The organism is Mesorhizobium sp. GW821-FHT07A06 (genome assembly GCF_059419085.1).
In genome coordinates, this window is sequence record NZ_JBWKRC010000008.1 from 204,048 (window position 1) to 231,035 (window position 26,988).

Annotated in this window: 25 protein-coding genes; 19 read left to right on the forward strand and 6 right to left on the reverse strand. The window is 63.9% G+C overall.

What is annotated here, in order from left to right; genetic code table 11:
- Positions 1-100 precede the first annotated feature (100 nt).
- The 12 genes from AC07SZ_RS24435 (at position 101) to AC07SZ_RS24490 (ending at position 12,031) form a co-directional block, all read left to right on the forward strand.
- Positions 101-1,630 carry an ABC transporter substrate-binding protein gene (locus tag AC07SZ_RS24435; protein WP_056569768.1) on the forward strand — a complete coding sequence of 510 codons (1,530 nt, stop codon included), beginning with the start codon at positions 101-103 and terminating at the stop codon, positions 1,628-1,630.
- A gap of 91 nt (positions 1,631-1,721) precedes the next feature.
- Entirely contained in the window at positions 1,722-2,729 is a 1,008-nt protein-coding gene (locus tag AC07SZ_RS24440) for an ABC transporter permease (protein WP_494916216.1), read from the forward strand.
- The gene (locus AC07SZ_RS24445) at positions 2,695-3,564 is read left to right on the forward strand and encodes an ABC transporter permease (RefSeq protein ID WP_172371011.1); all 870 of its coding nucleotides are present in this window, start codon (positions 2,695-2,697) and stop codon (positions 3,562-3,564) included. The genes AC07SZ_RS24440 and AC07SZ_RS24445 overlap by 35 nt, the downstream gene beginning before the upstream one ends.
- A complete protein-coding gene (locus AC07SZ_RS24450; RefSeq protein ID WP_494916218.1) occupies positions 3,561-4,439 on the forward strand; it encodes an ABC transporter ATP-binding protein in 879 nt (292 codons plus the stop codon). Before AC07SZ_RS24445 ends, AC07SZ_RS24450 begins: the two co-directional genes overlap by 4 nt.
- Positions 4,432-5,268, forward strand: a complete 837-nt coding sequence (locus AC07SZ_RS24455; protein WP_494916219.1) for an ATP-binding cassette domain-containing protein — start codon at positions 4,432-4,434, stop codon at positions 5,266-5,268. The genes AC07SZ_RS24450 and AC07SZ_RS24455 overlap by 8 nt, the downstream gene beginning before the upstream one ends.
- 78 nt (positions 5,269-5,346) lie before the next feature.
- Entirely contained in the window at positions 5,347-5,946 is a 600-nt protein-coding gene (locus AC07SZ_RS24460) for a VOC family protein (RefSeq protein WP_494916221.1), read from the forward strand.
- Positions 5,947-6,089: 143 nt separating this feature from the next.
- Positions 6,090-8,384 (forward strand): bifunctional salicylyl-CoA 5-hydroxylase/oxidoreductase, encoded by a 2,295-nt coding sequence (locus AC07SZ_RS24465; RefSeq protein WP_494916223.1) that lies wholly within the window; start codon positions 6,090-6,092, stop codon positions 8,382-8,384.
- The gene (locus tag AC07SZ_RS24470) at positions 8,381-9,154 is read left to right on the forward strand and encodes an SDR family NAD(P)-dependent oxidoreductase (protein WP_056569754.1); all 774 of its coding nucleotides are present in this window, start codon (positions 8,381-8,383) and stop codon (positions 9,152-9,154) included. Before AC07SZ_RS24465 ends, AC07SZ_RS24470 begins: the two co-directional genes overlap by 4 nt.
- A complete protein-coding gene (locus tag AC07SZ_RS24475; protein WP_056569752.1) occupies positions 9,148-9,618 on the forward strand; it encodes a MarR family winged helix-turn-helix transcriptional regulator in 471 nt (156 codons plus the stop codon). Before AC07SZ_RS24470 ends, AC07SZ_RS24475 begins: the two co-directional genes overlap by 7 nt.
- A complete protein-coding gene (locus AC07SZ_RS24480; RefSeq protein ID WP_494916224.1) occupies positions 9,615-10,427 on the forward strand; it encodes an enoyl-CoA hydratase family protein in 813 nt (270 codons plus the stop codon). Before AC07SZ_RS24475 ends, AC07SZ_RS24480 begins: the two co-directional genes overlap by 4 nt.
- A complete protein-coding gene (locus tag AC07SZ_RS24485) occupies positions 10,427-11,575 on the forward strand; it encodes an acyl-CoA dehydrogenase family protein (protein ID WP_056569748.1) in 1,149 nt (382 codons plus the stop codon). The genes AC07SZ_RS24480 and AC07SZ_RS24485 overlap by 1 nt, the downstream gene beginning before the upstream one ends.
- A gap of 60 nt (positions 11,576-11,635) precedes the next feature.
- Positions 11,636-12,031, forward strand: a complete 396-nt coding sequence (locus tag AC07SZ_RS24490; protein ID WP_494916226.1) for a RidA family protein — start codon at positions 11,636-11,638, stop codon at positions 12,029-12,031.
- Between the two features lie 10 nt (positions 12,032-12,041).
- Here AC07SZ_RS24490 and AC07SZ_RS24495 read toward each other — a convergent pair whose 3' ends face one another.
- Complete coding sequence (locus AC07SZ_RS24495; protein ID WP_494916227.1) at positions 12,042-13,133, reverse strand: LLM class flavin-dependent oxidoreductase; 1,092 nt, start codon at positions 13,131-13,133, stop codon at positions 12,042-12,044.
- Between the two features lie 123 nt (positions 13,134-13,256).
- On the opposite strand from AC07SZ_RS24495, the gene AC07SZ_RS24500 reads away from it, so the two are divergent.
- The 5 genes from AC07SZ_RS24500 (at position 13,257) to AC07SZ_RS24520 (ending at position 18,434) form a co-directional block, all read left to right on the forward strand.
- A complete protein-coding gene (locus AC07SZ_RS24500; protein WP_494916228.1) occupies positions 13,257-14,018 on the forward strand; it encodes an HpcH/HpaI aldolase family protein in 762 nt (253 codons plus the stop codon).
- Positions 14,019-14,214: 196 nt separating this feature from the next.
- Positions 14,215-15,405 (forward strand): pyridoxal phosphate-dependent aminotransferase, encoded by a 1,191-nt coding sequence (locus AC07SZ_RS24505; protein ID WP_494916291.1) that lies wholly within the window; start codon positions 14,215-14,217, stop codon positions 15,403-15,405.
- Positions 15,406-15,494: 89 nt separating this feature from the next.
- Positions 15,495-16,292 (forward strand): ABC transporter substrate-binding protein, encoded by a 798-nt coding sequence (locus AC07SZ_RS24510; RefSeq protein ID WP_202324738.1) that lies wholly within the window; start codon positions 15,495-15,497, stop codon positions 16,290-16,292.
- 163 nt (positions 16,293-16,455) lie between these two features.
- Positions 16,456-17,130 carry an amino acid ABC transporter permease gene (locus AC07SZ_RS24515; RefSeq protein ID WP_056569735.1) on the forward strand — a complete coding sequence of 225 codons (675 nt, stop codon included), beginning with the start codon at positions 16,456-16,458 and terminating at the stop codon, positions 17,128-17,130.
- Between the two features lie 41 nt (positions 17,131-17,171).
- On the forward strand, positions 17,172-18,434 hold the full coding sequence (locus AC07SZ_RS24520) for a cysteine desulfurase-like protein (protein ID WP_172371026.1): 1,263 nt from the start codon (positions 17,172-17,174) through the stop codon (positions 18,432-18,434).
- Positions 18,435-18,470: 36 nt separating this feature from the next.
- Here the strand turns inward: AC07SZ_RS24520 and AC07SZ_RS24525 are convergent, their stop codons facing one another.
- The 5 genes from AC07SZ_RS24525 to AC07SZ_RS24545 all read right to left on the reverse strand — a co-directional run bounded on the left by AC07SZ_RS24525 (position 18,471) and on the right by AC07SZ_RS24545 (position 23,736).
- Positions 18,471-19,304 (reverse strand): dipeptide ABC transporter ATP-binding protein, encoded by an 834-nt coding sequence (locus tag AC07SZ_RS24525; protein WP_056569731.1) that lies wholly within the window; start codon positions 19,302-19,304, stop codon positions 18,471-18,473.
- The gene (locus AC07SZ_RS24530; RefSeq protein WP_056569729.1) at positions 19,301-20,158 is read right to left on the reverse strand and encodes an ABC transporter ATP-binding protein; all 858 of its coding nucleotides are present in this window, start codon (positions 20,156-20,158) and stop codon (positions 19,301-19,303) included. The genes AC07SZ_RS24525 and AC07SZ_RS24530 overlap by 4 nt, the downstream gene beginning before the upstream one ends.
- 2 nt (positions 20,159-20,160) lie before the next feature.
- A complete protein-coding gene (locus AC07SZ_RS24535; RefSeq protein ID WP_171883339.1) occupies positions 20,161-21,015 on the reverse strand; it encodes an ABC transporter permease subunit in 855 nt (284 codons plus the stop codon).
- 70 nt (positions 21,016-21,085) lie between these two features.
- Entirely contained in the window at positions 21,086-22,093 is a 1,008-nt protein-coding gene (locus AC07SZ_RS24540) for an ABC transporter permease subunit (protein ID WP_056569725.1), read from the reverse strand.
- A 50-nt stretch (positions 22,094-22,143) separates the two neighbouring features.
- On the reverse strand, positions 22,144-23,736 hold the full coding sequence (locus AC07SZ_RS24545) for an ABC transporter substrate-binding protein (protein ID WP_056569724.1): 1,593 nt from the start codon (positions 23,734-23,736) through the stop codon (positions 22,144-22,146).
- 469 nt (positions 23,737-24,205) lie between these two features.
- Here AC07SZ_RS24545 and AC07SZ_RS24550 point away from each other — a divergent pair, with 469 nt between their 5' ends.
- Positions 24,206-26,248, forward strand: coding sequence for a long-chain fatty acid--CoA ligase (locus AC07SZ_RS24550; protein WP_494916230.1), 2,043 nt, complete (start codon positions 24,206-24,208; stop codon positions 26,246-26,248).
- The gene (locus AC07SZ_RS24555) at positions 26,248-26,967 is read left to right on the forward strand and encodes a class I SAM-dependent methyltransferase (RefSeq protein WP_494916232.1); all 720 of its coding nucleotides are present in this window, start codon (positions 26,248-26,250) and stop codon (positions 26,965-26,967) included. Before AC07SZ_RS24550 ends, AC07SZ_RS24555 begins: the two co-directional genes overlap by 1 nt.
- Positions 26,968-26,988: the final 21 nt, after the last annotated feature.

Consider the following 26,988-nt stretch of genomic DNA (forward strand, 5'->3'; position numbering starts at 1 on the left):
TTCATCGGGGTGACGAGAGGCAAGGCGCTGCTGCCCGCGAAGCCTGAACCAATGACCAGACACTGCCGCGCAACGACAATAACCAACAAGGGGAACGACCATGACAATCAATAGACGCGAACTGCTTGGATACAGTGCCGCCGCACTTGGTGTGGCCGCCGTTGGCCTGCCGCGGATCGCCAAGGCGGCCGCCGGCGAACTGACCATCGCCTACAATGTCAACCTGCCCTCCTGGGATCCGACCACCGGTCCCTCGGCCGTCAACCCGACGATCCAGGGCCTTTATCAATCAGTCTTCGACCAGTTCATTCCACAGAAGCCGGACCTGTCCTTCGCGCCGGGCCTGCTTACCGAATGGGGCTGGAACGACGACCGCACCAAGGTGACGATGACGGTACGCGAAGGCGTGACCTGGCATGACGGCTCGCCGTTCACGCCCGAGGACGTGGTCTGGTCGCTGCAGCGGGCAGGCGACGAAAAAACCGGCAACCCGATCCAGTTCGTCTGGAAGAACGTCAACAACTTCAAGATCGACGGCAACAAGATCACCGGCGACGTGGTGCAGTTCGACCCGGTCTATTTCAAATGGATGTCGTTCCTGACCGGCTACATCCTGCCGAAGGCCTATTACGAGAAGGTCGGCGCCGAAGGTTTCGAGAAGGCGCCGATCGGCACCGGCCCGTACATGGTCGAAAAATTCGAGCGCAACGCCTTCCTGCGGCTCAAGGCCAATCCGAACTATTGGGGCGGCAAGCCGGCCTTCGAGAATGTGACGATCAAGTTCGTCACCGACGCGGCGAGCCGCGTGGCCGAGATCGAGTCCGGCTCCTCGCAGGTGACGCTTGAAATCCCGTACGAGGAATATGACCGGCTGATCGCCAAGGACGGGCTGGCGGGCTCGTGCAAGAACGTCTCCGACATCGGCATGATCTTCTTCAACAACAAGGACGCCATGCTGGACAAGAATGTCCGCCAGGCGGCCGTGATGGCGGTGGACAAGGAGCTTCTGGTCAAGCGGCTGCTGCGTGGCTATGGCCAGCCGATCGCGACGCTGGAGACACCGGAATACGCGGCCTTCGATCCATCGATCAAGGTCGAGCACAATCCCGAAAAGGCCAAGGAGTTGCTCGCCGCCTCCGGCTACTCGCCGGAGAAGCCCGCCAAGGTCACCATCCAGACGACCAAGGGCTTCAAGCCCAAGGACTACGAGATGGTGCAGGCGATCGTCGGCATGTGGCGCAAGGTGGGCATCGAGGCGACGATCGAGGTCTACGAGATTGCCAAGCACTATGAACTGCGCGCCGCGCACAAGCTGGCGCCGGCGGCCTTCTACAACTGGGGCAACGCCATCGGCGATCCGACCACCTCGACCGGCTTCGCCATGTTCGGGCCGTCGCCGCACTCGTCCTGGAAGACCGACGACCTCGACGCCAAGATCGGTCCGCTCTGGGGGGAAAAGGACGAGGCCAAGCGCATCGCCGGCTGGAAGGCGGTCGACAAATACATCGCCGAGCAGGCCTATGTGCTGCCGCTGCTGCAGTTCGCCCAGCCGATCGTGCATGCCAAGGGCGTCAACGTCGTGCAGCATATCTCCGGCGCGCTGCTGCCCGCCCTGATGACCCCGGCCTGACATCGGCCTGGGCTTGCCGCGCGCCATCCATAGCGACGGCGCGCATTTTTCTATCAGGCATACGAGCCCGCGGGCTCCTGCAAAGATTTACATGCTCCTGCAACGATTCCTGATCCGTCTGCTGACGATGCTGATCACGCTGTTCGGCGTGGCGATCGTCGTCTTCGTCGTGATCCGCGTCGCGCCAGGCGATCCGATCGCGATGATGCTGCCGCCCGGCGCGACGGATGACGACATCGCCCGGCTGCGCGCGCTCTACGGCCTCGACAAGACCATCATCCAACAATTCTTCATCTGGCTGTCCGGCGTGATGCGCGGCGATTTCGGCACCTCGATCTCGCTGCGGCAAGACGTGCTCGGCCTCGTCTTCAACCGGCTGCCGGCGACGCTGGAGCTGGCCATCGTCGCACTGGTCATGGCCGTGGTGCTTGGAGGCACCACGGCCATGCTCGGCGCGCGCGAACGTGGCACGGCGGTGGAAGCCGGCATCGACATCGCCAGCGGCGCCGCGCTTTCCATTCCCGATTTCCTGTGGGGGCTGGTGCTGATCCTGCTGTTCGGCGTGCTGGTGCCGATCTTCGATATTTCCGGCCGGGTCTCGCCACAGCTCGACCTGCCCTTCGTCACCCAGTTCTATTTCTTCGAGAGCCTGCTTCGGCTGCGCTTCGACCTGACCTGGGACCTGTTGAAACACATGCTGATGCCGGCGGTGGCGCTGGCGTTGCCGCTGGCGGCGATCATCGCGCAGTTGCTGAAGCAGTCGCTGAAGGAAGTGCTCGACCTCGACTATGTCGTGCTGGCCCGGGTGAAAGGATTTTCCGAGACGCAGGTGATCCTGCGCGAAGCGCTGAAGAACGCCGCACTACCGACACTGACCCTGGTCGGCGTGCAGTTCACCTTCCTCATCGGCGGCACCGTCATCGTCGAGCGGCTGTTTTCCTATGAAGGCCTCGGCAACATGGCGATCGATGCCGTCATCAACCGCGACCTGCCGCTGATACAGGGCATCGTGCTGGTCTTCGCGCTGCTGTTCGTGCTGATCAACCTGACCGTCGACATGATGTATGCGCTGCTCAATCCGAGGCTGCGCCATGGATAGAGCCACAAGACGCGGACTGAGCCCCAGGCTGTGGCTCGCCGGCGGCTGGCTGCTGCTGGCGCTGCTGGCGGCGATCTTCGCGCCGCTTGTCGCGCCGCAGGATCCGCTGGCACAGGATCTGATGCTGGAGCGACTGCCGCCGTTCTGGCTCGATGGCGCCGAGCCGGGCTATTGGCTGGGCACCGACAGCCTCGGCCGCGATCTGTTGTCCCGGCTGATCTTCGGCGGCCGCATCGCCTTCATCGTCGCCTTTGCCGCGGCCATCGCCGCCTGCCTGGTCGGCTCGACGCTCGGGCTGATCGCGGGCTATTTCGGCGGCTGGGCCGACCGCATCATCTCGCGCATCGTCGATGTCTGGATGGCGTTTCCGCCGGTGCTGTTCGCCATCCTTTTGGTGGCCGTGCTGGGCACCGGCATCAGTTCCGTCATCCTGGCCATCGCGATCATCGACTGGACGCGCTTCTGCCGGGTGATCCGCGCGGAGGCGATGGGCCAGTCGCGCATGGACTATGTCGAGAATGCCCGCATCGCCGGCTATGGCCGCATCGGCATCATGCTGCGCGAAGTGCTGCCGAATGTGGTGCCGTCGATCGTGGCGCTGCTGTCGCTGGAGATGGGCATCGCCGTCATCGTCGAGGCGATCCTGTCCTTCGTCAACCTGTCGATCTCGACCGACGATCCAACCTGGGGCGGCCTCATCGCCGAGGGCCGGCTGTCGATCCACCAGGCTTGGTGGGTGCTGGTTTTTCCGCTGATCACGCTGATCCTCACCGTGCTGTCGTTCAGCCAGTTCGGCGAAGCGCTGAAGGCGCGTTTCGACCCGGTGCTGCGATGAACGCCTGTCTCGACATCGCCAATCTCAGCGCGGTGCTGCCGAACGGCGCCCGCGTGCTGCGCTCGGTCTCGCTTGCCGTGCAGCCCGGCGAGGTCCGCGCCCTGGTCGGCGAGAGCGGCGCCGGCAAGACGATGATCGGCAAGGCGGTGCTCGGCGTGCTGCCGTCCAGCGTGCGTATCGTCGAAGGCGATATGCTGCTCGAGGGCGAAGACCTCGGCAAGATGCCACCGAAGGCACGGCGCACGCTGATCGGCGCCCGCACCGCGCTGATCCCGCAGGACCCGCTGACCGCGCTCAACCCGTCGCGCCGCATCGGCCCGCAAATGACCGATCGGCTGGTGCGCATTCTTGGCTGGAGCGGCGACCAGGCCGACACCCGCATCCGGCACTTGCTTGACGAGGTGCAGATCCGTGACCCCGACCGCGTATTGAAAAGCTATCCGCACGAGCTCTCCGGCGGCATGCGTCAGCGCGTGCTGATCGCCGCCGCCTTCGCCGCCGAACCCCGGCTGATCGTCGCCGACGAACCGACCACGGCGCTCGACGTCACCGTGCAGAAGCAGATCCTGCGGCTGATCGCTGCGTTGCAGCGCGAGCACGGCACCGCGATCCTGTTCGTCACCCATGATCTCGGCGTCGTCGCCAAGATCAGCCAGAAGGTCTCGGTTCTCTATGCCGGCAAGGTGGTGGAGGAGGCTGAGACGGCCGCTCTCTTCGCGGCGCCGCAGCATCCCTATACGCGCGCGCTGATGGCGGCGACGCCGCGCTACACCGATCCATTCGCCTCGCTGAAACCGGTGGACGAAGCGGTGCTGGCCGGACTTGCGGCGGAGATCGCGGCGGCGGACCAGGCGTGGAGGCCAAGCCATGACTGACCCACTGTTTTCCGTGCGCGGGCTGAAGGTCGCGCTGCCCGACATGACACGCAAACCGCTGATCGGCCGCGCACCCTTGGCCGAGATCTTGAAAGGCCTGGATTTCGACCTGCCCAGGGGTTCGGTGACCGGAATTGTCGGCGAATCCGGTTCCGGCAAGTCGACGCTTGGCCGCGCTTTGGTGCGGCTCTTGGAACCCAGCGCCGGCTCGATCAGCTTCGATGGCCGCGACATCACGCATCTGCCGGAAGCGGAGTTGCGGCCGTTGCGCCGCGACCTGCAGATGATCTTCCAGGATCCGATGTCGTCGCTCAATCCGCGCCGCACCATCGCCAGCATCATCGCCGCGCCGCTCAAGCAGAACGGGCTTGACGACAGGCTCAAGGAACGTGTCGCCGAGGCGCTGCAGCGCGTCGGGCTGCCGCAGAGCTTCGCCGGCCGCTATCGCCACGAACTGTCGGGTGGCCAGCGCCAGCGGGTCGGCATTGCGCGCGCCCTGGCGCTGTCGCCGAAATTCGTGCTGGCCGACGAGATCGTCTCCGGGCTCGACGTGTCGACACAGGCGCAGATCCTCACCCTTCTGGAAAAGCTGGCGGCGGAGATGGGCCTGACCGTCGCCTTCATAAGCCACGATTTGTCCGTCATCCGTCGGCTGTGCCGGCAAGTGATCGTCATGCGCGAAGGCGTGATCGTCGAAGCCAGCGCCACCGACGCCTTGTTCGACAACCCTGGAAAGGCCTACACGCGCGATCTCATCGCAGCCATTCCGCTGCCCGAGATCGATGCCGGCTGGCTGGACATCCCTTCCGCCGGCAAGGCGCCGCCATGATTGCATAAGCACGCCGAAAAGCGGGCCTCGGACGTGCGACCGGCAAACAACCAGGTCCCGCCAATGGAGAGGACTGACATGAAAACGATACTTCGAAACGCAACGCTCGCCGCCGCTGTCCTTGGCAGCGCCGGCATGGCCTCGGCGGATTCGATCCCCGGCATGCGCGGGCACGATCACACCGGCATTACCGTTCCCGACATGAAGCAGGCGGTCGACTTCTTCACCGAAGTGGTCGGCTGCAAGAAGGCGATGTCCTTCGGCCCGTTCGCCGACGACAAGGGCACCTTCATGCAGGATCTTCTGGGCGTCGATCCCAAGGCTGTCATCGAACAGGTCACCATGGTTCGTTGCGGCTATGGATCGAACATCGAGCTGTTCAAATACACCGCCCCCGACCAGAAGAACCTGACGCCTAAGAACAGCGACATTGGCGGTTTTCACATCGCCTTCTATGTCGATGATGTCGCTGCGGCGAAAGCCTATCTCGACGGCAAGGGCGTCAAGACGCGCATGGGCCCCTTGCCGGTCAAGGAAGGCCCCGCCGCCGGCCAGACCATTCTCTATTTCCAGGCGCCCTGGGGACTTCAACTGGAAGCGATCAGCTATCCCGACGGCATGGCCTATGAGAAGGGTGCCGAGACCGTGCTGTGGAGCCCGAAGAATCCGGAGAAGTGACATCAGGCGCGCGCTTGCGGCTCGAGACGCAAGCGCGCTGCCCAATATCAGCACAATGATTTCGATATAAAACTTTAAGCTTGAAATATCTTGCCGCCGGCGCGATACTTGAGGTCACAGCAAGCGAAGAGGAGATCGCACACATGAAGGTTGCGGTTCTCGGCGGCGGACCAGCCGGCCTCTACTTTGCCATTTCGATGAAGCTCCGGGACGCCGCCCACGATGTGACGGTGTTTGAGCGCAACCGCGCCGACGACACATTCGGCTGGGGCGTGGTGCTGTCGGCCGAAACGCTCGACAATCTCGCGAAGAACGATCCGGTCAGCGCCGTCTGGATCAAGAAACATTTTGCCTATTGGGACGATATTGCCGTCATCCATGACGGCGTGCGCACGGTCTCGTCGGGCCACGGCTTCTGCGGCATCGGCCGCAAGCGGCTGTTGATCCTGCTGCAACGCCGCGCCCGCGAACTCGGCGTCAAGCTGATGTTCGAGACCGATATCGCCGACCCCAGGCCATACATGGAGACGCATGACCTGGTCGTCGCCGCCGACGGGCTGAACTCCAGGGCGCGCAACACATTTGTCGACATCTTCAAGCCCGATATCGACACCCGCAAATGCAAGTTCGTCTGGCTCGGCACCAACCAGAAATTCGACGACGCCTTCACCTTCATCTTCGAGAAGACCGAGCATGGCTGGGTGTGGGCGCACGCCTACCAGTTCGACAGCGACACCGCGACCTTCATCGTCGAGTGCAGCGAGCAGACCTGGGCTGCCTTCGGCTTCGGCGCGATGACGCAGCAGGAATCCATCGCGGTATGCGAACGCATCTTCGCCAAGCATCTCGGCGGCCATGCGCTCATGACCAATGCCAACCATATCAGGGGTTCGGCCTGGATCAATTTCCCGCGCGTGCTGTGCGAGCGCTGGTCGTACAAGAACCTGGCACTGATGGGCGACGCCGCCGCATCGGCGCATTTCTCGATCGGCTCAGGCACCAAGCTGGCGCTGGAAAGTGCCGTGGCGCTGGCCGACTATGTCGAGACCGAGCCGGATCTCGATGCGGCGTTCCGTAAATATGAGGATGCCCGCCGCACCGAGGTGCTGAAGCTGCAATCGGCGGCGCGCAATTCGCTCGAATGGTTCGAGGAGGTCGAGCGCTATCTCGGCCTCGACCCGGTGCAGTTCAATTATTCGCTGCTGACACGCTCGCAGCGCATCAGCCACGAGAATTTGCGGCTGCGCGATGCCGAATGGCTGGGCGGCGCGGAGGAATGGTTCCAGCGGCAGGCGGGTGCCGGCGGCAACAGGCTGCGCCGCGCGCCGATGTTCGCGCCGTTCAAGCTGCGCGAACTCAGGCTCAACAACCGCGTCGTCGTCTCGCCGATGGCGCAGTACAAGGCCGTCGACGGCTGCCCGACCGACTGGCATTTCACCCACTATGCCGAGCGCGCCAAGGGCGGCGCCGGCCTCGTCTATATCGAGATGACCTGCGTCAGCCCGCAAGGGCGCATCACGCCGGGCTGCCCCGGCTTCTACGCGCCTGAGCACGAGGTGGCATGGAAGCGGCTTGTCGACTTCGTCCATACCGAGACCGAGGCCAAGATCTGCGCGCAGATCGGCCATTCCGGGGCCAAGGGTTCGACCCGGCTGGGTTGGGAAGGCACCGACGTGCCGCTGGCCTCGGGCAACTGGCCGATCATGGCCGCATCGGCCGTCGCATGGTCGCCCGAAAACCAGGTCCCGAAGGCGATGGACCGCGCCGACATGGATCTGGTGCGCGACCAGTTCGTGGCTTCGGCCGAGATGGCCGACCGCTGCGGCTTCGACATGCTGGAGATCCATGCCGCGCACGGCTATCTGCTGTCGTCCTTCATCACGCCGGTCACCAACCGGCGCACGGACGCCTATGGCGGCTCGCTTGAGAATCGCATGCGCTATCCCCTCGAAATCTTCCACGCGGTGCGCGCCGCCTGGCCGGCAGGCAAGCCGATCTCGATGCGCATCTCGGCCAATGACTGGGTCGGCATCGAAGGCGTGACACCGGCCGACGCGGTCGAGATCGCGCGGCTGCTGCAAGAAGCCGGCGTCGACATCTGCGACGTCTCGGCCGGCCAGACTTCGGCATTGGCAAAGCCGGTCTACGGTCGCATGTTCCAGACGCCTTTTTCCGACCGCATCCGCAACGAGGTCGGCATGGCGACGATGGCGGTCGGCAACATCTACGAGCCGGACCATGTCAATTCGATCCTGATGGCCGGCCGCGCCGACCTGGTGGCGCTGGCTCGGCCGCATCTTGCCGACCCCTACTGGACGCTGCATGCGGCGGTGACGCTTGGTGACCGCGGCGTCAAATGGCCCGATCCCTACCTGCCGGGGCGTGACCAGCTCTACCGGCTGGCGGAGCGCGATGCGGCCGCGGGGCTGAAAGTATGACTGCCGCAACAGCGATCCCCGGCAAGCACGCGCTGGTCACCGGCGGCGGCTCCGGCGTCGGCCGGGCCATCGCCCTGGCACTGGCTGGCGCTGGCATCAATGTGACCATCTGCGGCCGCCGTGAAGCCGAGCTTGCCAAGGTTGCGGGCGAAAGCGACCGCATCTTCGCCATCGCCGCCGATGTCACCAACGAGGCGGCGATAGCCGCGCTCTACGAGACGGCGCAAACCGCGCGCGGGGCCTTCGACATCGTCGTCGCCAATGCCGGCATGGCCGGCAGCACGCCGGCGCACAAGACCACGCTCGCCGACTGGCAGAAGACGCTCGACGTCAATTTGACCGGCGCCTTCCTGACGGTGAAGCCGGCGTTGGCCGGGATGGCCGCGCGCAAGGCAGGCCGCATCGTGTTCATCGCTTCGACGGCGGGATTGAAGGGCTACGCCTATGTGGCGCCTTATGTCGCGGCCAAGCATGGCGTCGTCGGGCTGATGCGGGCGCTTGCCGCCGAGACGGCGAAATCCGGCGTCACCGTCAACGCCGTGTGCCCGGGCTTCGTCGAGACCGACATGCTGGAGGAGTCCATCCAGCGCATCATCGAAAAGACCGGCCGCTCGGCCGGTGAGGCGCGGGCAAGCCTCGCCTCGACCAACCCGCAAGGCCGCTTCATCCAGCCGCAAGAGATCGCCGCCGCCGTGCTGTGGCTGTGCGGCGACGCGGCGGCATCGATCACCGGACAGGCAATTTCGATCTCAGGAGGCGAGACATGGTAGCCGGCCCCCTGCCCGCACCGTCGGGACCCGGCAAGGACAGGCTGCGCCTGTGGATCAGGCTGCTGCGTGCCTCGCGCACGATCGAGGCCGAACTGCGCGAGCGCCTGAAGAAGGAATTCGATACGACCCTGCCGCGCTTCGATGTGATGGCAGCCCTCTACCGCGCCCCCGAAGGCATGCTGATGAGCGACCTGTCGCGCTTCCTGCTGGTCTCCAACGGCAATGTCACCGGCATTGTCGACCGGCTGGTTTCGGAAGGGCTGGTCGCCCGCGCCCGCCGCAATGGCGACCGCCGCACCTCGATGGTGCGGCTGACGGAGGAAGGCACCAAATCCTTCGCCACCATCGCCGCGGCGCATGAGGGCTGGATCGGCGAATTGCTGGGCAAGGTCAGCGAGGAAGATGCGCGCCGGCTGACCGGCATGCTGACCTCGTTCCGCAGCAACTGGGAGGGACGCGAATGACCGGAATGGCCGGCCTCAAGCCGAAACATTTCCTCTGGGAGGTTGAGGGCAGGATCGCCAAGGTCCGGCTCGACCGGCCGGAGCGCAAGAACCCGCTGACCTTCGACAGCTATGCGGAACTACGCGACACATTCCGCGACCTTGTCTATGCCGACGATGTCGACGCCGTGGTGTTCCTCTCCAATGGCGGCAATTTCTGCTCCGGCGGCGATGTCCACGATATTATCGGCCCGCTGGTCAAGATGGACATGAAGCAGCTTCTGGCCTTCACCCGCATGACCGGCGATTTCGTCAAGGCGATGCTGAATTGCGGCAAGCCGATCATTGCCGCGGTCGACGGTGTCGCGGTCGGCGCCGGCGCCATCATCGCCATGAGTTCCGACATCCGCATCGCCACGCCGGAAGCCAAGACCGCGTTCCTGTTCACCCGCGTCGGCCTGGCCGGCTGCGACATGGGCGCCTGCGCGATCCTGCCGCGCATCATCGGCCAGGGCCGCGCCGCCGAACTGCTCTACACCGGCCGCACCATGACGGCGGCCGAGGGCGAGCGCTGGGGCTTCTACAACAGGCTGGTCGATGCGGCAGCGCTCGAAGCCGACGCGCTCGACATGGCGGCGCGCATCGTCTCCGGCCCGACCTTCGCCCACGGCATCACCAAGACGCAGCTCAACCAGGAATGGTCGATGGGCCTCGACCAGGCCATCGAGGCGGAAGCCCAGGCGCAGGCGATCTGCATGCAGACGCGCGATTTCGAACGCGCCTACAACGCATTCGTGGCCAAGGAAAAGCCGATGTTCGAGGGCAATTGATGGCTGACAAGAGTTTCCTCAACTGGCCGTTCTTCGAAGACCGTCATCGCGAGTTGGCCGAGCGCCTGGAGGCATGGTGCGCCAAGAACCTGCCGGTCGATCACCATGATGTCGACGCCGCCTGCCGCGAGTTGGTGGCGAAGCTCGGCCGCGACGGCTGGCTGAAGCCGACGGCTGTTGACACCGACAATCCGGGGCCGCTCGACGTGCGCACCTTGTGCATCACGCGCGAGACGCTGGCGCGCTATGACGGGCTCGCCGATTTCGCCTTCGCCATGCAGGGACTGGGCACAGGAGCGCTCAGCCTGTTCGGCACACCGAACCAGCAGCAATGGCTGGCCAAGACGCGTGCCGGCAAGGCGATATCGGCCTTTGCCCTGTCGGAGCCGCGGTCGGGATCGGATGTCGCCAACACCGAGATGACGGCGACCCACGATGGCGACAGCTACATCCTGACAGGTGAGAAGACCTGGATTTCCAATGGTGGCATCGCCGACCTCTATGTCGTCTTTGCCCGCACCGGCGAGGCGCCGGGCGCCAAGGGGATCTCGGCCTTCCTGGTGCCGGGTGATGCCAAGGGCCTCGGCATCGCCGAGCGCCTCGAAGTGATCGCGCCGCATCCGCTGGCGCGGTTGTCCTTCGACCAGGTCCGGCTGCCGGCCTTGGCTTTGATCGGCAAGCCCGGCGACGGCTTCCGCATCGCCATGTCGGTGCTGGACGTGTTCCGTTCGACGGTTGGCGCAGCAGCGCTCGGCTTTGCCCGCCGGGCGCTCGATGAAAGCATCAAAAGGGTGGCCGAGCGCAAACTGTTCGGCGCGCCGATGGCCGAATTGCAGATGGTGCAGGGGCATGTCGCCGACATGGCGCTCGACGTCGACGCGGCGGCGCTTCTGGTCTACCGCGCCGCCTGGACCAAGGACATGGGCGCGGCGCGGGTCACGCGCGAGGCGGCGATGGCCAAGCTGTTCGCTACCGACAAGGCGCAAGATGTGATCGACAAAGCGGTGCAGTTGCATGGCGGCGACGGCGTCCGCAAGGGCCATATCGTCGAGAGCCTGTATCGCGAGATCCGCGCCCTGCGCATCTACGAGGGCGCATCCGACGTGCAGAAGGTGGTCATCGCCAGGCAAGTGATGAGCGCGGGCTGACAGCGGCATTGACGGCATTCAATTTTGACACTTGGTTTCTGGAATACGGGGAGGCTTGAAATGCATGAGATTCTGCAGCCGCAAGGCTGGGCCAAACCGGTCGGCTACGCCAATGGCGTCGCGGCGCGTGGGCGTCTCATCTTCGTCGGCGGACAGGTCGGCTGGAACGGGCAGTGCCAGTTCGAGACCGACGACTTTGTCGGCCAGGTGAAAAAGACACTGGAAAACATCGTTGCGGTACTGGCGGAGGCGGGCGCCACGCCTCAGCACATCACCTCGATGACCTGGTATTTCACCGACAAGACCGAATATCTGGCCAATCTCAGGGGCATCGGCGAAGCCTATCGCGAGGTGATCGGCCGGCATTTTCCGGCGATGGCCGCCATGCAGGTGGTGGCACTGGTCGAGGATCGCGCCAAGGTGGAGATCCAGGCGACCGCGGTCATACCGGATTAATCTGTCGTCATTACCCGCGAAGGCCTGCCTGCCTCAGCAGCGGCAGCACGTGGTCGCAGAAATAGGGGAGCTCCTGCGTGTAGTTGACGAAGGAAAGCGCGATGCCCTGATAGCCGTGGCCGGCAATGGCGGCCATGTCGGCGGCGATCGTTTCCGGGGTTCCAATCAGGGGATAGGTGCCGGCGCCGCCGGCGAAGCGCTGGCGGTAGCGGTCATAGGCGTGCGGGTCGTGCGACTGCGAGAATTCCTTCTTGCCGGCCATATGGGCATCGACCGCGTCATGGTCGGCCAGTTCGACCGCGTAGCTGTTATAGTAGGCCCGCGCCTCTTCCATCGTCGGGCGGCAGACGACATGCGCCACCGTATAGACACCGACATCGCGGCCGACCTTGCCGGCCCGTTCGCGGATGTCGGCGACATGTTTGCCGGCATCGCTCATTTCGGAAAAAGTCGTGAACAGATAGTCGCACCGGGCGGCGGCGAAATCGCGGCCCGGACCGCCGAATGCGGCGTTCATGGTCACCGGACGCGGGGTCTGCACACTGGCCGGCCGGCTGACCGCTTCCTTGAGACGATAGTAGGTGCCTTCATAGTCGAGAGGCTCGGGAGAGGCATAAAGCTTTTCGAGGATTTCGATCCATTCGGCCGCCTGGTCGTAGCCCTTTTCGACGAGCGGCGTGCCGAACATGCCGAACTCCTTCGGGTTCCAGCCGCAGACGATGTTGAGGCCGGCGCGACCCTGGCTGACGTGGTCGACGGTCGCCAGCGCCTTGGCGGCATAAAGCGGATGCACCAGCGGCACATGCACGGTCATGAACAGGCCGATCTGTTCAGTGGCCACCGCCAGAGCCGCCGCCCAGGTGAAGGTCTCGAACGACCATTCGCGCACCTTGTTGCGGCCGCCAAAGCCGCGCCAGCGGGCGATCGGCAGCAGAAACTCCAGCCCGGCGCGATCGGCGATTTGCGCCGCCGTCAGATTGTCCTGCCAACTCGCCGTCCAGCGTTCCGGCACATCGGTGATCGCAAGCCCCCCGTCGGCATTGGTCGAGAAGACGCCGAGCTTCAGTTTGTTCGGGCGGTGCAAGGGATGCGCTTTGATCATCTCGGGAACTCGTGGCGGGAGGCTACACGCTAGGCCCGCGCCAGAATATTTCAAGCCTGAAATAGCTTCGCCTCGCGGTCGTTTGCGGATATGGATTTGGGCAGGTCGAAAAAGAGGATGGACATGAGCGAGTTCCGCCAGAAATGCCTCGGCAAGACGGGCCTCGTCGGTTCCTTTGCCGCCATTCCCCATCCCGTTGCGGTCGAAGTGATGGCGCTATCCGGCCTCAACTTCCTCTGCATCGACTGGGAGCACGCCCAGATTTCGCGCGACATGATCGAGACCATGGTGCGAGCCGCAGACGTGCATCGCGTGCCGGCGATGGTGCGTGTTCCCGGCCATGCGCCGGAAGCCATCCAGGCGGCGCTGGACAGCGGCGCGCAAGGCGTGCTGGTGCCGCGCGTCTCGACCGCTGCCCAGGCCGAAGCAACAGTGAAAGCCTCGCGCTATCCGCCACAGGGCGAGCGAGGCGTCGGACCCGGTCGGGCCGCCGGCTATGGCTATCGTATTCCCGAATATCTTGCCGGTGCCAACGACAGAACCGTCGTCGCGGTCCAGGTCGAGACAGCGGAGGGGCTCGCCAACATCGACGCGATCGCGGCGGTCGACGGCGTCGACGTGATCTTCGTCGGCCCCGGCGACCTTTCGGTGTCGATCGACGCGATCGGACCGCAAGGCGCCGATAAGCTCAATGCGGCGATCCGGACGATCATTTCTGCCACGATCGCACATGGCAAGACAGCAGGCATATTTTGCGCCAGTCCACAGACGATCGGCCGTTGGGCAGCCATCGGTGCGAGTTTCTTCGTGCTGGCCAGCGACACGATGTTTCTGGGTGCCGGCGCGGCGGCCAACTTTGCCGCCGCGCGCGACGAATTGGCATGAAACGTGCGCATCGGGGCAAAAAAGGCGTATTGGCAGGGCAACAGGCCGCCCAAACTTTTTAAGCTTAAAACTTTCGCCTTGAAAAGTGCCGCACTTTGGATAGCATCCAAGGATCGATGGCGACCGCGATGCCGGAGGGGTTGCCGGCCAGTTCATCGCAGTGCTTCGGGTGGGAGGGGTTCAGTCCTTGTCGTTCATGCTGCCCCAGTCATCGTCCAGCGCGCGCTATGCTTTTGATGGCGTCCGCGCGCAGATCCGTGATCTCCATACCGAAAACATCGCCAACCTTGCCGTGCGCGCGCGTGAATTGGGCGACGTCATCGCGCTCTGGTACGGCGAAGGCGACATGGTGACGCCCGCCTTCATCCGCGACGCGGCCAAGGCGGCCTTCGACGAAGGTCAGACTTTCTACGTGCCGAACATGCGCGGGCTCGGGGCTCTGAATGAAGCGCTGTCGGAATACCAGACGCGCATCCACCGCCGGCCGATTCCGATCACACGAACCACCGTCACGCCGGGCGGCATGCAGGCGCTATACCTTGCACTGGAACTGCTGGTCGATACCGGCACCAACGTCGTCTACGTCGCGCCGCAATGGCCCAACATCCACAACGCCATCCACCTGATCGGCGGCGAGCCACGGCCGTTTTCGCTCGACTTCGAGGGTGACTGGCGGCTCGACCTCGACAGGCTGTTCGCCAGCTGCGACGCCCGCACCCGCGCCATCTTCCTGTCGACGCCGTCCAACCCGACCGGCTGGACCGCCTCGGCCGAGGAGATGCAGGCCCTGCTTGATTTCAGCCGGCGCACCGGCATCTGGATCATTTCCGACGAGGTCTATGGCCGGCTCTATCTCGACGGCGACGTCGCGCCCTCGATCCTGCAGATCGCCGAGGACGGCGACCGGGTGCTGTCGGTCAACAGCTTCTCCAAGGCCTGGGCCATGACCGGCTGGCGTATCGGCTGGCTGACGCATCCATCGGGAGTGGCCGACCAGCTCGGCGCCATGACCCAATACGTCAACAGCGGCACCGCCGCTCCTATCCAGGCTGGCGCCGTTGCCGCAATTCGCCAGGGCGAGCCACTGGTCGAAGAAATTCGGCAGCGGATCAGAACCGGCCTCGACCTCGCCTATATCAGGCTGGCACAGATTCCGGGCGTCATTTTGCCGACGAAACCGCGTGGCGGCATGTATGCCTTCTTTGCCATGGAAGGCGAAAGCGATGCCAGTCGCGCCTGCGCCAAAATCCTGGAGACGGCGCGCGTCGGGCTGGCGCCCGGCCATCTCTTTGGAAGCTCGGCGACGGCATTCCTGCGCATGTGCGTCTGCCGTGACCGCGACCAGATAGCGACCGCGCTCGACCGCATGGTCGCTGCCATGAATTGACGCCCCGCTGGGAGGTGGGACGGCAAGAAACCGTGCGGGGCCAGCCCGCCCGATCAACAACCAGAGGGAATACCCCAGAGGGACGACCAATGAAGCTCACCCGTCGCAATCTCATCCTGCTCGCTGCAGCCATCGGCATCGCCGCCGGCCCCGCCACCGCCTATGCCGCCGATGTGCTCAATGTCGGCGCCTACCCGACCAATCCGCCCTTCGAATACAAGAACGAGAGCGGCACTTTCGAGGGCTTTGAAGTCGATATCGTCAACGAAGCGGCCAAGCGCATCGGCATGACCACCGACATCGCCGATCTCGGCTTCCAGGCGCTGTTCGCGGCCACCACCTCGAAGCGTATCGATGTCGCCATCTCCTCGATCACCATCACCCCGGAGCGGCTGAAGTCGCAGTCCTTCACGCAGCCCTATTATGATTCCGACATGGGCATCGCCACCAAGACCGATAGCGCTGTCAACACCGAGGCCGACCTCAAGGGTAAGATCGTCGGCGTGCTGTCCGGCTCGACCGGCGAGACCTGGGTCAAGGCGCATCAGGAAGCCGATGGCTTCAGCGACGTGAAGGGCTATGACACGCAGCAGAACCTTTTGCTCGACCTCAGCGCCGGCCGCGTCGATGCCGCCGTCAGCGACATTCCGGGCATGGAATACTCCTTCACCAAGATGAAGGACCTGAAGGTGAAGCAGCGCATCAAGACCGGCGAACAGTACGGACTGATGATGACCAAGGACCACCCGCTGCTCGGCAAGCTCAACGACGCGCTGACGGCGATGAAGAAGGACGGCACGCTGGCCGCGATCCACAAGAAGTGGTTCGGCAGCGACGCGCCGGCCGACTCGTCGACCGTCAAGGAAATGCCGATGCCGAAGGCCTGAGCGGCGACCGAGAACAGGGGCGTGCCGGCTCAAAAGGCCGGCACGCCTCGTTTTCATTGATGATCCTTCCCCGGAGCCACAGGTCAGCGCGGCAAAGCCGCTTTCGGTGTTTCCGGGCCCTGCTCCAGCGTCACGGGACGCAAAACGGTTCGGGAACGCTCCCATGTCGCTGATCGACACCTTCTTCAACGCCGACGTCATCGCGTCGAGCCTGCCCGCGCTGCTGCGCGGCTTCCTGAACACGCTGCTGCTCGGCCTGCTCAGCATCGGCATCGGCATTCCGATCGGCCTGGTGATCAGCCTGCTGCGGCTCTATGCGCCAAAGCCGCTGCGGTGGCTGGCCGTCGGCTACACCGACATCTTCCGCGCCTTGCCGGTGCTGGTGGTGCTGATCCTGATCTACTACGCGCTGCCCTTCCTCGGCATACGCCTGTCGTCCTGGGCGTCCGCGGTGACGGCGTTCGCCATCATCATGTCGGCCTATTCGGCGGAAGTCTTCCGATCCGGCATAGAGAGCATTCCGCGCGGCCAGTTCGAGGCGTCGCAAGCGCTCGGCCTGCCGTTCCTTTTGACCTTGCGCAAGGTGGTGCTGCCGCAGGCGGTGCGCGTGGTCATCCCGCCGATGACCAGCAACTGCGTCTCGATGTTCAAGGACACCTCGCTCGCCTCGACCGTGGCGCTGCCGGAACTCTTGAAGGAGGCGACCAACGCGCAGTCGCTCTACGCCAACCCCTCGCCGCTGATCGGCGCGGCACTCGTCTATCTCATCTTCCTCTGGCCGATGGTGCGCCTCGTCAGCCTGCTTGAAGCCCGCTTCAAGACCGAAAAGACGCGCTGACCATCAGACCGTTCGCCATAGCACTCCGCAGGAGACATCCCTTGAGCAATCCCCACGCCACCGACGGCTTCCCCGTCGCCACAATCCGGGCCATGTTTCCCGCCCTGCAGCGGGCCGGCGATTTCATCTTCCTGGACAACGCCGCCGGCGCGCAGATTCCGCAGAGCGTGCTCGACGCGGTGACCAACCACCTTGTCTCGCACAATGTGCAGCGCGGCGGCCGCTATGGCCGCAGCGTAACCGTCGACCAGTCGGTCGCCGATGCCCGCACAAGCGTAGCGCTGCTGATCAACGCCTACAGCCCGGCGGAAATCTGCTTCGGCATGAACGCCACCTCCTTCATCCGCCTCGTCAGCCTCGGCATTGGCCAGATGCTTGGAGAACGCGACGAGATCGTCATCACCGACATGGACCATGACGCCAACATCGCCACCTGGCTGGCGCTGGAATCGGCCGGGGCGAAATTCAAGTGGTGGCGCATGCGCGAGGACGGCAACCTGCATGTCGACGATCTGCGCCCGCTGGTTTCCGACCGCACCCGCCTCGTCGCCTGCACGGTGACGGCGCATTCGATCGGCTCGATCGTCGATGTGGCTTCCGTGGCCAAGATCGCGCATGCGGCCGGTGCCGAAGTGTTCCTCGACTGCGTGCATTACGGACCACATGGGCTGATCGACGTGCAGGCCTGGGATTGCGACTACCTCGTCTGCTCCGGCTACAAGAACTTCTCGCCGCATATGGGCTTCCTCTGGGGCCGCTTCGACACGCTGAAGCGGCTGCCGACCTTCCGCGAGGATTTCATTCCGGACGAACCACCTTACAAGGTCGAGGCCGGCACCTTCATCTACGAGAATGTCTCCGGCATGGACGCGGCCGTGCAGTATCTGGAACTGATCGGCCGCAATCTCGCGCCCTCCAACAATCGCTCGCGGCGCGAAAACATCGTTGCCGGCATGACAGCAATCCGCGACTACGAGCTGGTTCTGGCGCGCGAGATGCTTGGCGTGCTCAAGGGCTGCGGCGCGACCATCTACGGCGTCGCGGACGAGGCGCGCATCAACGAGCGCGTGCCGACCTTCTGCTTCAACATCGGCAAGCTGTCGCCGCAAAGGATCGTCGAGGAGATGGCCGAGATGCAGATCGGCATCCGTGACGGCCACATGTACGCGCCACGCCTGATGAAGCGCCTCAACCTGTCGATGGACAGCGGCGCCATCCGCGCCTCGTTGGTCCACTACAACACGGTCGAGGAGATCCACCGCTTCGGCGAGGCGCTGCGCGCCATCATCGCAAAGCTGTCCTGATGGACGAAGGGCGCCTGACGGCTGCGGCTCGCAGCCTCAGGCGGCCGCCTTCTTCTTCGCCAACCGCGCCTTGATCGAAGCGACGTCGGCGCGCGGGGTCGCGGCGAACAACGTCCGGGTGTAGCTGTGCTTGGGGTCGGAAAACACCTCGTCGCGCGAGCCGTATTCGACCGCCTCGCCGAAATACATCACCATCACATCGTCGGCGATGTAGCGCACCACGGACAGATCGTGGCTGATGAAGACATAGGTCAGCTGGAATTCGTCCTGCAGGTCGGCGAGCAGATTGAGCACCTGCGCCTGCACCGAAAGATCGAGCGCTGAGACCGGCTCGTCTAGCACCAAGAGGCTCGGGTTCAACATCAGCGCGCGGGCGATGGCGATGCGCTGGCGCTGGCCGCCCGAGAACATGTGCGGATAGCGGTTGTAATGCTCGTGACCGAGGCCGACCTTCTTCAGCATCTTCATGGCGAGGTCACGCCGCTCGGCGGCCGATTTGTCGGTGTTGATCAGCAGCGGCTCGCCCAGCACGTCGCCGATCTTCTGGCGCGGATTGAGCGAGCCGTAGGGGTTCTGGAAGACGATCTGCACCTTGCGGCGCATCTCCTTGGTCAATCCGCCCCTGGCGATGTCGACCTTGTTGCCGTCGATGAACAGATCGCCCGCCGTCGCCGGATCGATCAACGTGATGATGCGGGCAAGCGTGGACTTGCCGCAGCCGCTTTCGCCGACGATGGCGAGCGTCTTGCCCTTGTCCACGGTGAAGGAGACGCCCTTGACCGCATGCACGGTGCGCGGTCCGGTGAACAGGCCGCCGCCGATGTGATAGTCGCGAACGATGTTCTTGCCTTCGAGAACCGTAGTGCTCATGCGGAGGCTCCCGCGGCAGAGGGAGCCGGCTCGAACAGCATGTCGGACACGGTCGGCAGCCGGTCGCCGACGGCGTTTTCCGGCAGAGCCGACAGCAACGCGCGCGTGTAGTTGCTCTTCGGCGATTCAAACAGCGACAGCACGTCGGCCTCTTCCATCTTGCGGCCCTTGTACTGGACGATGACGCGGTCGGCGGTCTCGGCGACCACGCCCATATTGTGGGTGATCATGATCAGGCCCATGCCGTATTTGGCCTGCAACGAGACCAGGAGATCGAGGATCTGCTTCTGGATGGTGACGTCGAGCGCGGTCGTCGGCTCGTCGGCGATCAACAGCTTGGGATTGCAGGCAATGGCGATGGCGATCATGACGCGCTGGCACTGGCCGCCCGACATCTGGTGCGGAAACGAGCTCAGCCGTTCCTCCGGATCGGCAATGCCGACCAGCTTCATCAGTTCGATGGCCCGCGCCCGGCGCTGAGCGCGATCCATGCCCATGTGGAAGCGCAGAACCTCCTCGATCTGGAAGCCGACCGTGAAGCACGGATTAAGGCTGGCGATCGGTTCCTGGAAGATCATCGAAATGTCCTTGCCGACGATCTTGCGCCGTTCGGACGGACTGAGCTTCAACAGATCGACGCCGTCGAAGGCCATGCGGTCGGCCCTGACCGTCGCCGTATTGGGCAACAGCCCCATCACCGCCAGCATCGACACCGATTTGCCGGAACCGGACTCGCCGACGATCGCCAGCACCTCGCGCGGTTCGATCGAAAGGTCGATGCCTTGCACGGCCATGAACGGTCCGGCCGCGGTGTCGAAGGAAACGGTGAGGTTCTTGATCTCGAGCAGGGGCATGCTCACGACCTCTTCAGCTTGGGGTCGAGCGCATCGCGCAGACCGTCGCCGATCAGGTTGATGGCGAAGACGGTGATCAGGATGGCGAGGCCGGGGAAGGTCACCACCCACCAGGCGCGCAGGATGAACTCACGTGCTTCGGCAAGCATGGTGCCCCATTCCGGCGTCGGCGGCTGCGCGCCCATGCCGAGGAAGCCGAGCGCGGCCGCCTCGAGAATGGCGTTGGAGAAGGACAGCGTCGCCTGGACGATCAAAGGCGCGATGCAGTTGGGCAGGATGGTAACCAGCATCAGCCTGAGATGGCTGGCGCCGGCAACCTTGGCCGAGATTACATATTCGCGGTTCTTTTCCGCCATCACGGCGGCGCGGGTGAGCCGCGCGAAATGCGGTTGCAGCACGAAGGCGATGGCGATCATGGCATTGACGAGGCCAGGGCCAAGGACCGCGACCAGCACCAGCGCCAGAAGCAGCGACGGGAAGGCCAGGATGATGTCCATGATGCGCATGATCAGCGTATCGACCCAACCGCGGCAATAACCGGCGAGCAGGCCGAGGATGACGCCGGAGATCAGCGCCGTGGTCACGACGACGAAGCCGATGGCCAGCGAGAAGCGTGAGCCGTAGATCAGGCGCGACAGCATATCGCGGCCGACGGCGTCGGTGCCGAGCAGGAACTGCGCATTGCCGCCCGCCTGCCAGGCCGGCGGCGTCAGGAAGAAGTCACGGAACTGATCGTCAGGCGAATGCGGGGCGAGCAGCGGCGCGAAGAGCGCGACCAGGATCAGCAGCGCGAAGACGAAGAGGCCTATCACCGCGCCCTTGTTGATGGAGAAGTAATGCCAGAATTCCGCGAACATCTGCAGCCGCGCGTCCTGCGGCTTGACGACGGTGGCGGCTTCGACGGTGGCTGGGCCTTCGTTGGTCATGTCAATTGGCCCGTATGCGCGGGTTGATGACGGCGTAGAGCACGTCGACGATGAGGTTCACCGACATGACGATCAGCGCGATCAGAAGCAACCCGCCCTGGACGGTGAAATAGTCGCGCTTGGAAATGGCGTCGATCATCCATTTGCCGATGCCTGGCCAGGAGAAGATGCTCTCGGTCAGGATGGCGCCGGTGAGCAGCGTGCCGACCTGCAGGCCGATGGTGGTGACGACCGGGATCAGCGCGTTGCGGAAGGCATGCAGGCCGATGACGCGGCGCGGCGCCAGGCCCTTGGCACGCGCGGTACGAACATAATCCTCGCCCAGCACTTCGAGCATGGCCGAGCGCGTCTGCCTGGCGATGACCGCCAGCGGGATGGTGCCGAGCACGATGGTCGGCAGGATGAGGTGCGACACCGCCGAACGGAATGCGCCCTTCTGCCCGGAAATCAGGGAATCGATGGTCATGAAGCCGGTCACCGGCTTGAAGAAGTAGAGTAGGTCGATGCGGCCGGAGACCGGCGTCCAGTGCAGCGTGCCGGAAAAGACGATGATCAGCAGCAGCCCCCACCAGAAGATCGGCATGGAATAGCCGGCCAGCGCGGTGCCCATGGTGAGTTGGTCGAACCAGGAGCCACGGCGGATCGCGGCGAAGATGCCGAAGGCGACGCCGAAGACGACGGCGAAGATCATGGCGAAGATGGCGAGTTCGACCGTTGCCGGGAACCGCACCAGGAAATCCTTGAGCACCGGCGTCTTGGTGGAAAACGAGGTGCCGAAATCGCCGCTGAGGATGTTGGTCAGATAGGTCAGATATTGCTGCCAGATCGGCAGGTCGAAACCGAACTGGTGCATCAGCGCCGTGTGACGTTCGGGCGACAGGCCACGTTCGCCCGCGAGCACCAGCACCGGATCACCGGGCAGGATGCGCACGAAGCCAAAAGCGAGGATGGTTATCCCGATGAAGGTCGGGATGATGAGGGCGAGCTTGCCGAGGATATAACGCAGCATGGCGGGCGAGGTGGGGCGGCACCTTGTGGCGCCGCCCCGTTTCGCGAACCTTATTCGGCGATATCGACGCCGTCAAAGCGATGGATGCCGAGCGGATCCATCGCAAAGCCGGAGACGGTCTTCTGCATCGGCATGAACACCTTGGAATGGGCGAGCGTTGCCCACGGTGCCTGTTCCTTGAAGATGACCTGAGCTTGTTCGTAGAGCTTGGTGCGCTCGGCCTGGTCGGAAACCGTCTTGGCCTTGTTGATGAGCGCATCGAAGTCCTTGTTGCACCATTCCGCGCGGTTGTTCGAACCGACGGAAGCGCAGCTCAGAAGCACGCCGAGGAAATTGTCCGGATCGCCATTGTCGCCGGTCCAGCCGACGATGACGGCGCCGTCGTGATCGACCGCCGAAGCGCGCTTGAGATATTCACCCCAATCGTAGCTGACGATGTTGACGGTGACGCCGACCTTGGCGAAGTCCGCCTGGATCAGTTCGGCGGTGCGGCGCGCGTTCGGCATGTAGGGGCGCGAAACGGGCATCGCCCAGACGTTCATCTTGAGATCCTTGACGCCGGCTTCCTCAAGCAGCTTCTTGGCAGCGTCCGGATCGTACGGATCGTCCTTCACGTCCTTGTTGTAGGACCACATGGTCGGCGGGATCGGGTTGATCGCCACCTGGCCGGCACCCTGGAAGACCGCGTCGATGATGGCCTTCTTGTTGATGGCCATGTTGAGCGCCTTGCGGACGCGCACATCGTCAAACGGCTTCTGCTGGGTGTTGTACATCAGCGCGCCGACGTTGAGGCCCTCCTGCTCGTCGACCTTCAGGTTCGCATCCGCCTGCAGGCCGGCAATGTCGGCCGGGGCCGGGTACGACATGATGTTGCACTCGCCGGCCTTGAGCTTCTGCGCGCGCACCGCCGGGTCGGTGGTGATGGCGAAGACCAGGTCGTCGATCTTCTGCTTGCCGCCCCAATAGTCCGGGTTGGCCTTGTAGCGGATGGCGGCGTCGGTCTGGTAGTCGACGAAGATGAACGGGCCGGTGCCGACCGGCTTCTGGTTGAACAGTTCAGGCGTCTTGTCGGCCTGCAGCTTGTCGGCATATTCCTTCGACACGACCGAGGCGAAGTCCATGCCCAGCGTCGGAATGAAGGTGATCGCCGGCTCCTTGAGGGTGAACTTCACCGTCATGTCGTCGACCTTCTCGACCTTGGTGATGTTGTCGCCGAACTGGTCATTGTAATACTGGTAGGCAATACCGGGAATGTACTGGAACCACGGGCCGTTCTTGTCGACCTGACGCTGGAACGAGAACACCACGTCGTCGGCGTTGAAATCGCGCGTCGGGGTGAAATAGTCGGTGGCGGCGAACTTGACGCCCTTGCGCAGCTTGAACGTATACTCCTTGCCGTCGTCGGAGATCGTCCAGCTTTCAGCCAGTCCGGGCGAGACCGTGGTCTTGCCGTGATCGAATTCGACGAGACGGTTGAAAACGGTACGCGAGGACGCGTCGAACGTCTGGCCCGCGGTGTACGGCGCCGGATCAAATCCCTCCGGCGATGCTTCCGCGCAATAGACCAGGGTTTTCGCGTTGGCCACGCCTCCCAGGACGCTTGCAGCCAGCAACGCGGCTGCAAAAGTCAATTTCTTCTTCATTGAGCACTCCCTGATGTTCTTCCAAGCCCCTCTATCAGGCTCGCGAAGCGCGCATATAAGCACCGTTTTTCCGGCTTTGGAACACCCCGTTTGCTTACCCCGCGGGAAGCAGGAAAAAAATCCGTAATTTTGCTAAATGGCAGAAAAAATTAGCAGTTTTTTCCATTCACGATATTGTTAACAACCGCATTTTTTTATTGATCCGGCATCTGGCGCCATCATTGCCGCGTCGCGTCTTCAGCCGGCCGCGGACGCGGAAAGATACCGTTCCAGTGTCGCCGGCGGGGAAGATTTTCGACGGCAAATCTTTCGGCGCCTTGCCGCAAGGGCAAGACTTGCACCCCCGCCGATAGAGGCAATACATAGATGGTCTGGCTGGCGGCAGCGGAGGACGTCTCTGTCATCTGGAGGCGGGTGCGGCACCAGGCGACCAAGAGACGGGCGAACAAGAATTGCTAGGGAGGAACGGGTGGCTAAAGCATCGAAGGCGCCGGTGAAAGTGTCGGCCAAGGCGGTTTCGAAACCAGCCGCCGCCGCCGACGGTCAAGGTGAAGCTGCCGCCAAGGCCGCGACCGCCAAGGCAGGCGCAAAGCCCGCCAAGACAGCACCAGCGGCAAAGGCGGCGACCACGGCCAAGGGCGCCACCAAGCCGACCGTGAAAGCCGCCCCCGCAAAGACTTCGCCGAAGGCTTCTCCCACAAAAGCGGCTCCGATGAAGGCAGCGGCGAACAAGACCGGCGCAACGAAGGCCGCATCGCCAGCGAAAGCGACACCGACACCGACACCGGCGCCCGCACCAGGCCGGCGACTGCCGAAGGCACTCACCGAACTCGTCGCCGGCCTGCCGGAAAAACCATGGCTGAAAAGCTATCCGAAGAACATGCCGGCCGAGATCGGTCCCCTTCCCCACAGTTCCATCGGCGATTTCCTTGTCGCCGCATGCAACCAGTTTTCCGGCCAGCCGGCCTTCACCTGCATGGGCAAGTCGATCACCTATGCGGAGCTCGAGCGGCTTTCGGCGGCATTCGGCGCCTATCTGCAGTCGACGGGACTGCAGAAGGGCGCGCGCGTCGCGCTGATGATGCCGAACGTACTGCAGTATCCGGTGGCGATGATGGCGGTGGCCCGCGCCGGCTATACGGTGGTGAACGTCAATCCGCTCTACACGCCGCGCGAACTGGAACATCAGCTCAAGGATTCCGGGGCACAGGCCATCGTCATCCTCGAGAACTTCGCAGGTACACTGCAGGCCGTGGTGTCCAGGACCTTGGTCAAGCATGTCGTGGTCGCATCCATGGGCGACATGCTCGGCGGGCTTAAGGGCACGATCGTCAATCTGGTCGTGCGCCGCGTCAAGAAAATGGTGCCGGCCTGGTCATTACCCGGCCATGTCAAGTTCAACGCGGCGCTGAAGGCAGGCCGCGGCATGAATTTCAAGCCGGCCACGGTGGCCGCCAATGATGTAGCCTTCCTGCAATATACCGGCGGCACAACGGGGATCTCGAAAGGCGCGACCCTGTTGCACAGCAATGTGCTGGCCAACGTCGCGCAGAACTCGCTCTGGGTCGAAGACGCCTACACGATCAAGCCGAAGCCCGCGCATCTCAACTTCGTCTGCGCACTGCCACTCTATCATATCTTCGCGCTGACGGTGAACGCGCTGATGGGCATGCAGCAAGGCGCCCAGAACATCCTCATTCCCAACCCGCGCGACATTCCGGGCTTCGTCAAGGAACTCGGGAAATATCCGGTCCACATCTTTCCCGGTCTCAATACGCTGTTCAATGCGCTGCTCAACAATGAGGACTTCCGCAAGCTCGACTTCAAGCCTCTGATCCTGACGCTGGGCGGCGGCATGGCGGTGCAGAAGGGCGTTGCCGAGCGTTGGAAGGCGCTGACCGGCTGTCCGGTCTCGGAAGGCTACGGCCTGTCGGAAACCTCGCCGGTGGCGACCGCCAACAAGTTCACATCGAGTGAGTTCACGGGCACCATCGGCCTGCCGCTGCCCTCGACCGAAATCGTCATCCGCGACGATGACGGCAACAATTTGCCGCTGGGCGAGGTTGGCGAGATCTGCATCCGGGGGCCACAGGTGATGGCCGGCTACTGGAACCGGCCCGACGAGACCGCCAAGGTGATGACCAAGGACGGCTTCTTCAAGTCGGGCGACATGGGCTTCATGGACGAGCGCGGCTACACCAAGATCGTCGACCGCAAGAAGGACATGATCCTGGTCTCCGGCTTCAACGTATATCCGACCGAACTCGAGGAGGTCGTGGCCATGCATCCGGGCGTGCTTGAGGTCGCGGCGATCGGCGTGCCGGACGAGCATTCGGGTGAAGTGCCGAAGCTGTTCATCGTCAAGAAGGATCCAGCCCTGACCGTGGAAGCCATCACCGCTTTCTGCCGCGAGAACCTTACCGGCTACAAGCGGCCCAAATACATCGAGTTCAGGACCGAATTGCCGAAGACGCCGGTGGGCAAGATCCTGCGGCGGGCGCTGCGCGGCTAGTGATCCTTGCCGACAATGATGCACCGGACCGGCGCCTTCGCCTCGATGCGGCGGAATTCATCAAGGCCAACATGCGCCTTGTCCCGGTGCCCGCACTTCCTGAAATCCGGCTCTACACCGCCCATCCGGGCAGCGGATTGAGACGGCTGGTCGAGCCTGAAGACGACGCCCGCGCGGACGCTGACGCGCCAGAACCGCAGCCGCCCTACTGGGCCTATGCGTGGGCCGGCGGCGCCGTTCTGGCGCGCTATATCCTCGACCATCCGATGAGCGTGGCGGGCCGCCGCGTGCTCGACCTGGGCGCGGGGTCCGGCCTGGTCGGCATCGCCGCCGCGAAGGCCGGCGCATGCGAGGTGGTTGCCGCCGAAATCGACCGCAACGGCATCGCCGCGCTCGGCCTCAACGCAGCCGCCAACGGCGTCGCCATCACGGTGGTGGACGGCGATATCACCGGGGGCCCGCCCCCCTTGGTCGACCTCGTGCTTGCCGGCGATGTGTTCTACGGACAAGACGTCGCGGCGCGCATCATGCCTTTTCTCGATCGCTGCCTCGCGGTCGGCGTCGAGATCCTTGTCGGCGATCCGGGCCGGGCCTATCTGCCACGGTCGCGGTTGCGCCTGCTTGCGGAATACAAGGTGCCGGACTTCGGAGAGACAAGAGACGCCGCGCTGACGCCGAGCGGCGTCTTTCGCCTCGAGGCCGAGACCGCGCCTGCCTGAAGCGCATCGCCGTGAAACAGA

Excerpts from the sequence above, each read along its gene's own strand:
- AC07SZ_RS24435 (WP_056569768.1), top strand. The coding sequence starts at position 101 with ATGACAATCAATAGACGCGAACTGCTTGGATACAGTGCCGCCGCACTT.
- AC07SZ_RS24440 (WP_494916216.1), top strand. The coding sequence starts at position 1,722 with ATGCTCCTGCAACGATTCCTGATCCGTCTGCTGACGATGCTGATCACG.
- AC07SZ_RS24445 (WP_172371011.1), top strand. The coding sequence starts at position 2,695 with ATGCGCTGCTCAATCCGAGGCTGCGCCATGGATAGAGCCACAAGACGC.
- AC07SZ_RS24450 (WP_494916218.1), top strand. The coding sequence starts at position 3,561 with ATGAACGCCTGTCTCGACATCGCCAATCTCAGCGCGGTGCTGCCGAAC.
- AC07SZ_RS24455 (WP_494916219.1), top strand. The coding sequence starts at position 4,432 with ATGACTGACCCACTGTTTTCCGTGCGCGGGCTGAAGGTCGCGCTGCCC.
- AC07SZ_RS24460 (WP_494916221.1), top strand. The coding sequence starts at position 5,347 with ATGAAAACGATACTTCGAAACGCAACGCTCGCCGCCGCTGTCCTTGGC.
- AC07SZ_RS24465 (WP_494916223.1), top strand. The coding sequence starts at position 6,090 with ATGAAGGTTGCGGTTCTCGGCGGCGGACCAGCCGGCCTCTACTTTGCC.
- AC07SZ_RS24470 (WP_056569754.1), top strand. The coding sequence starts at position 8,381 with ATGACTGCCGCAACAGCGATCCCCGGCAAGCACGCGCTGGTCACCGGC.
- AC07SZ_RS24475 (WP_056569752.1), top strand. The coding sequence starts at position 9,148 with ATGGTAGCCGGCCCCCTGCCCGCACCGTCGGGACCCGGCAAGGACAGG.
- AC07SZ_RS24480 (WP_494916224.1), top strand. The coding sequence starts at position 9,615 with ATGACCGGAATGGCCGGCCTCAAGCCGAAACATTTCCTCTGGGAGGTT.
- AC07SZ_RS24485 (WP_056569748.1), top strand. The coding sequence starts at position 10,427 with ATGGCTGACAAGAGTTTCCTCAACTGGCCGTTCTTCGAAGACCGTCAT.
- AC07SZ_RS24490 (WP_494916226.1), top strand. The coding sequence starts at position 11,636 with ATGCATGAGATTCTGCAGCCGCAAGGCTGGGCCAAACCGGTCGGCTAC.
- AC07SZ_RS24495 (WP_494916227.1), bottom strand. The coding sequence starts at position 13,133 with ATGATCAAAGCGCATCCCTTGCACCGCCCGAACAAACTGAAGCTCGGC.
- AC07SZ_RS24500 (WP_494916228.1), top strand. The coding sequence starts at position 13,257 with ATGAGCGAGTTCCGCCAGAAATGCCTCGGCAAGACGGGCCTCGTCGGT.
- AC07SZ_RS24505 (WP_494916291.1), top strand. The coding sequence starts at position 14,215 with ATGCTGCCCCAGTCATCGTCCAGCGCGCGCTATGCTTTTGATGGCGTC.
- AC07SZ_RS24510 (WP_202324738.1), top strand. The coding sequence starts at position 15,495 with ATGAAGCTCACCCGTCGCAATCTCATCCTGCTCGCTGCAGCCATCGGC.
- AC07SZ_RS24515 (WP_056569735.1), top strand. The coding sequence starts at position 16,456 with ATGTCGCTGATCGACACCTTCTTCAACGCCGACGTCATCGCGTCGAGC.
- AC07SZ_RS24525 (WP_056569731.1), bottom strand. The coding sequence starts at position 19,304 with ATGAGCACTACGGTTCTCGAAGGCAAGAACATCGTTCGCGACTATCAC.
- AC07SZ_RS24530 (WP_056569729.1), bottom strand. The coding sequence starts at position 20,158 with ATGCCCCTGCTCGAGATCAAGAACCTCACCGTTTCCTTCGACACCGCG.
- AC07SZ_RS24535 (WP_171883339.1), bottom strand. The coding sequence starts at position 21,015 with ATGTTCGCGGAATTCTGGCATTACTTCTCCATCAACAAGGGCGCGGTG.
- AC07SZ_RS24540 (WP_056569725.1), bottom strand. The coding sequence starts at position 22,093 with ATGCTGCGTTATATCCTCGGCAAGCTCGCCCTCATCATCCCGACCTTC.
- AC07SZ_RS24545 (WP_056569724.1), bottom strand. The coding sequence starts at position 23,736 with ATGAAGAAGAAATTGACTTTTGCAGCCGCGTTGCTGGCTGCAAGCGTC.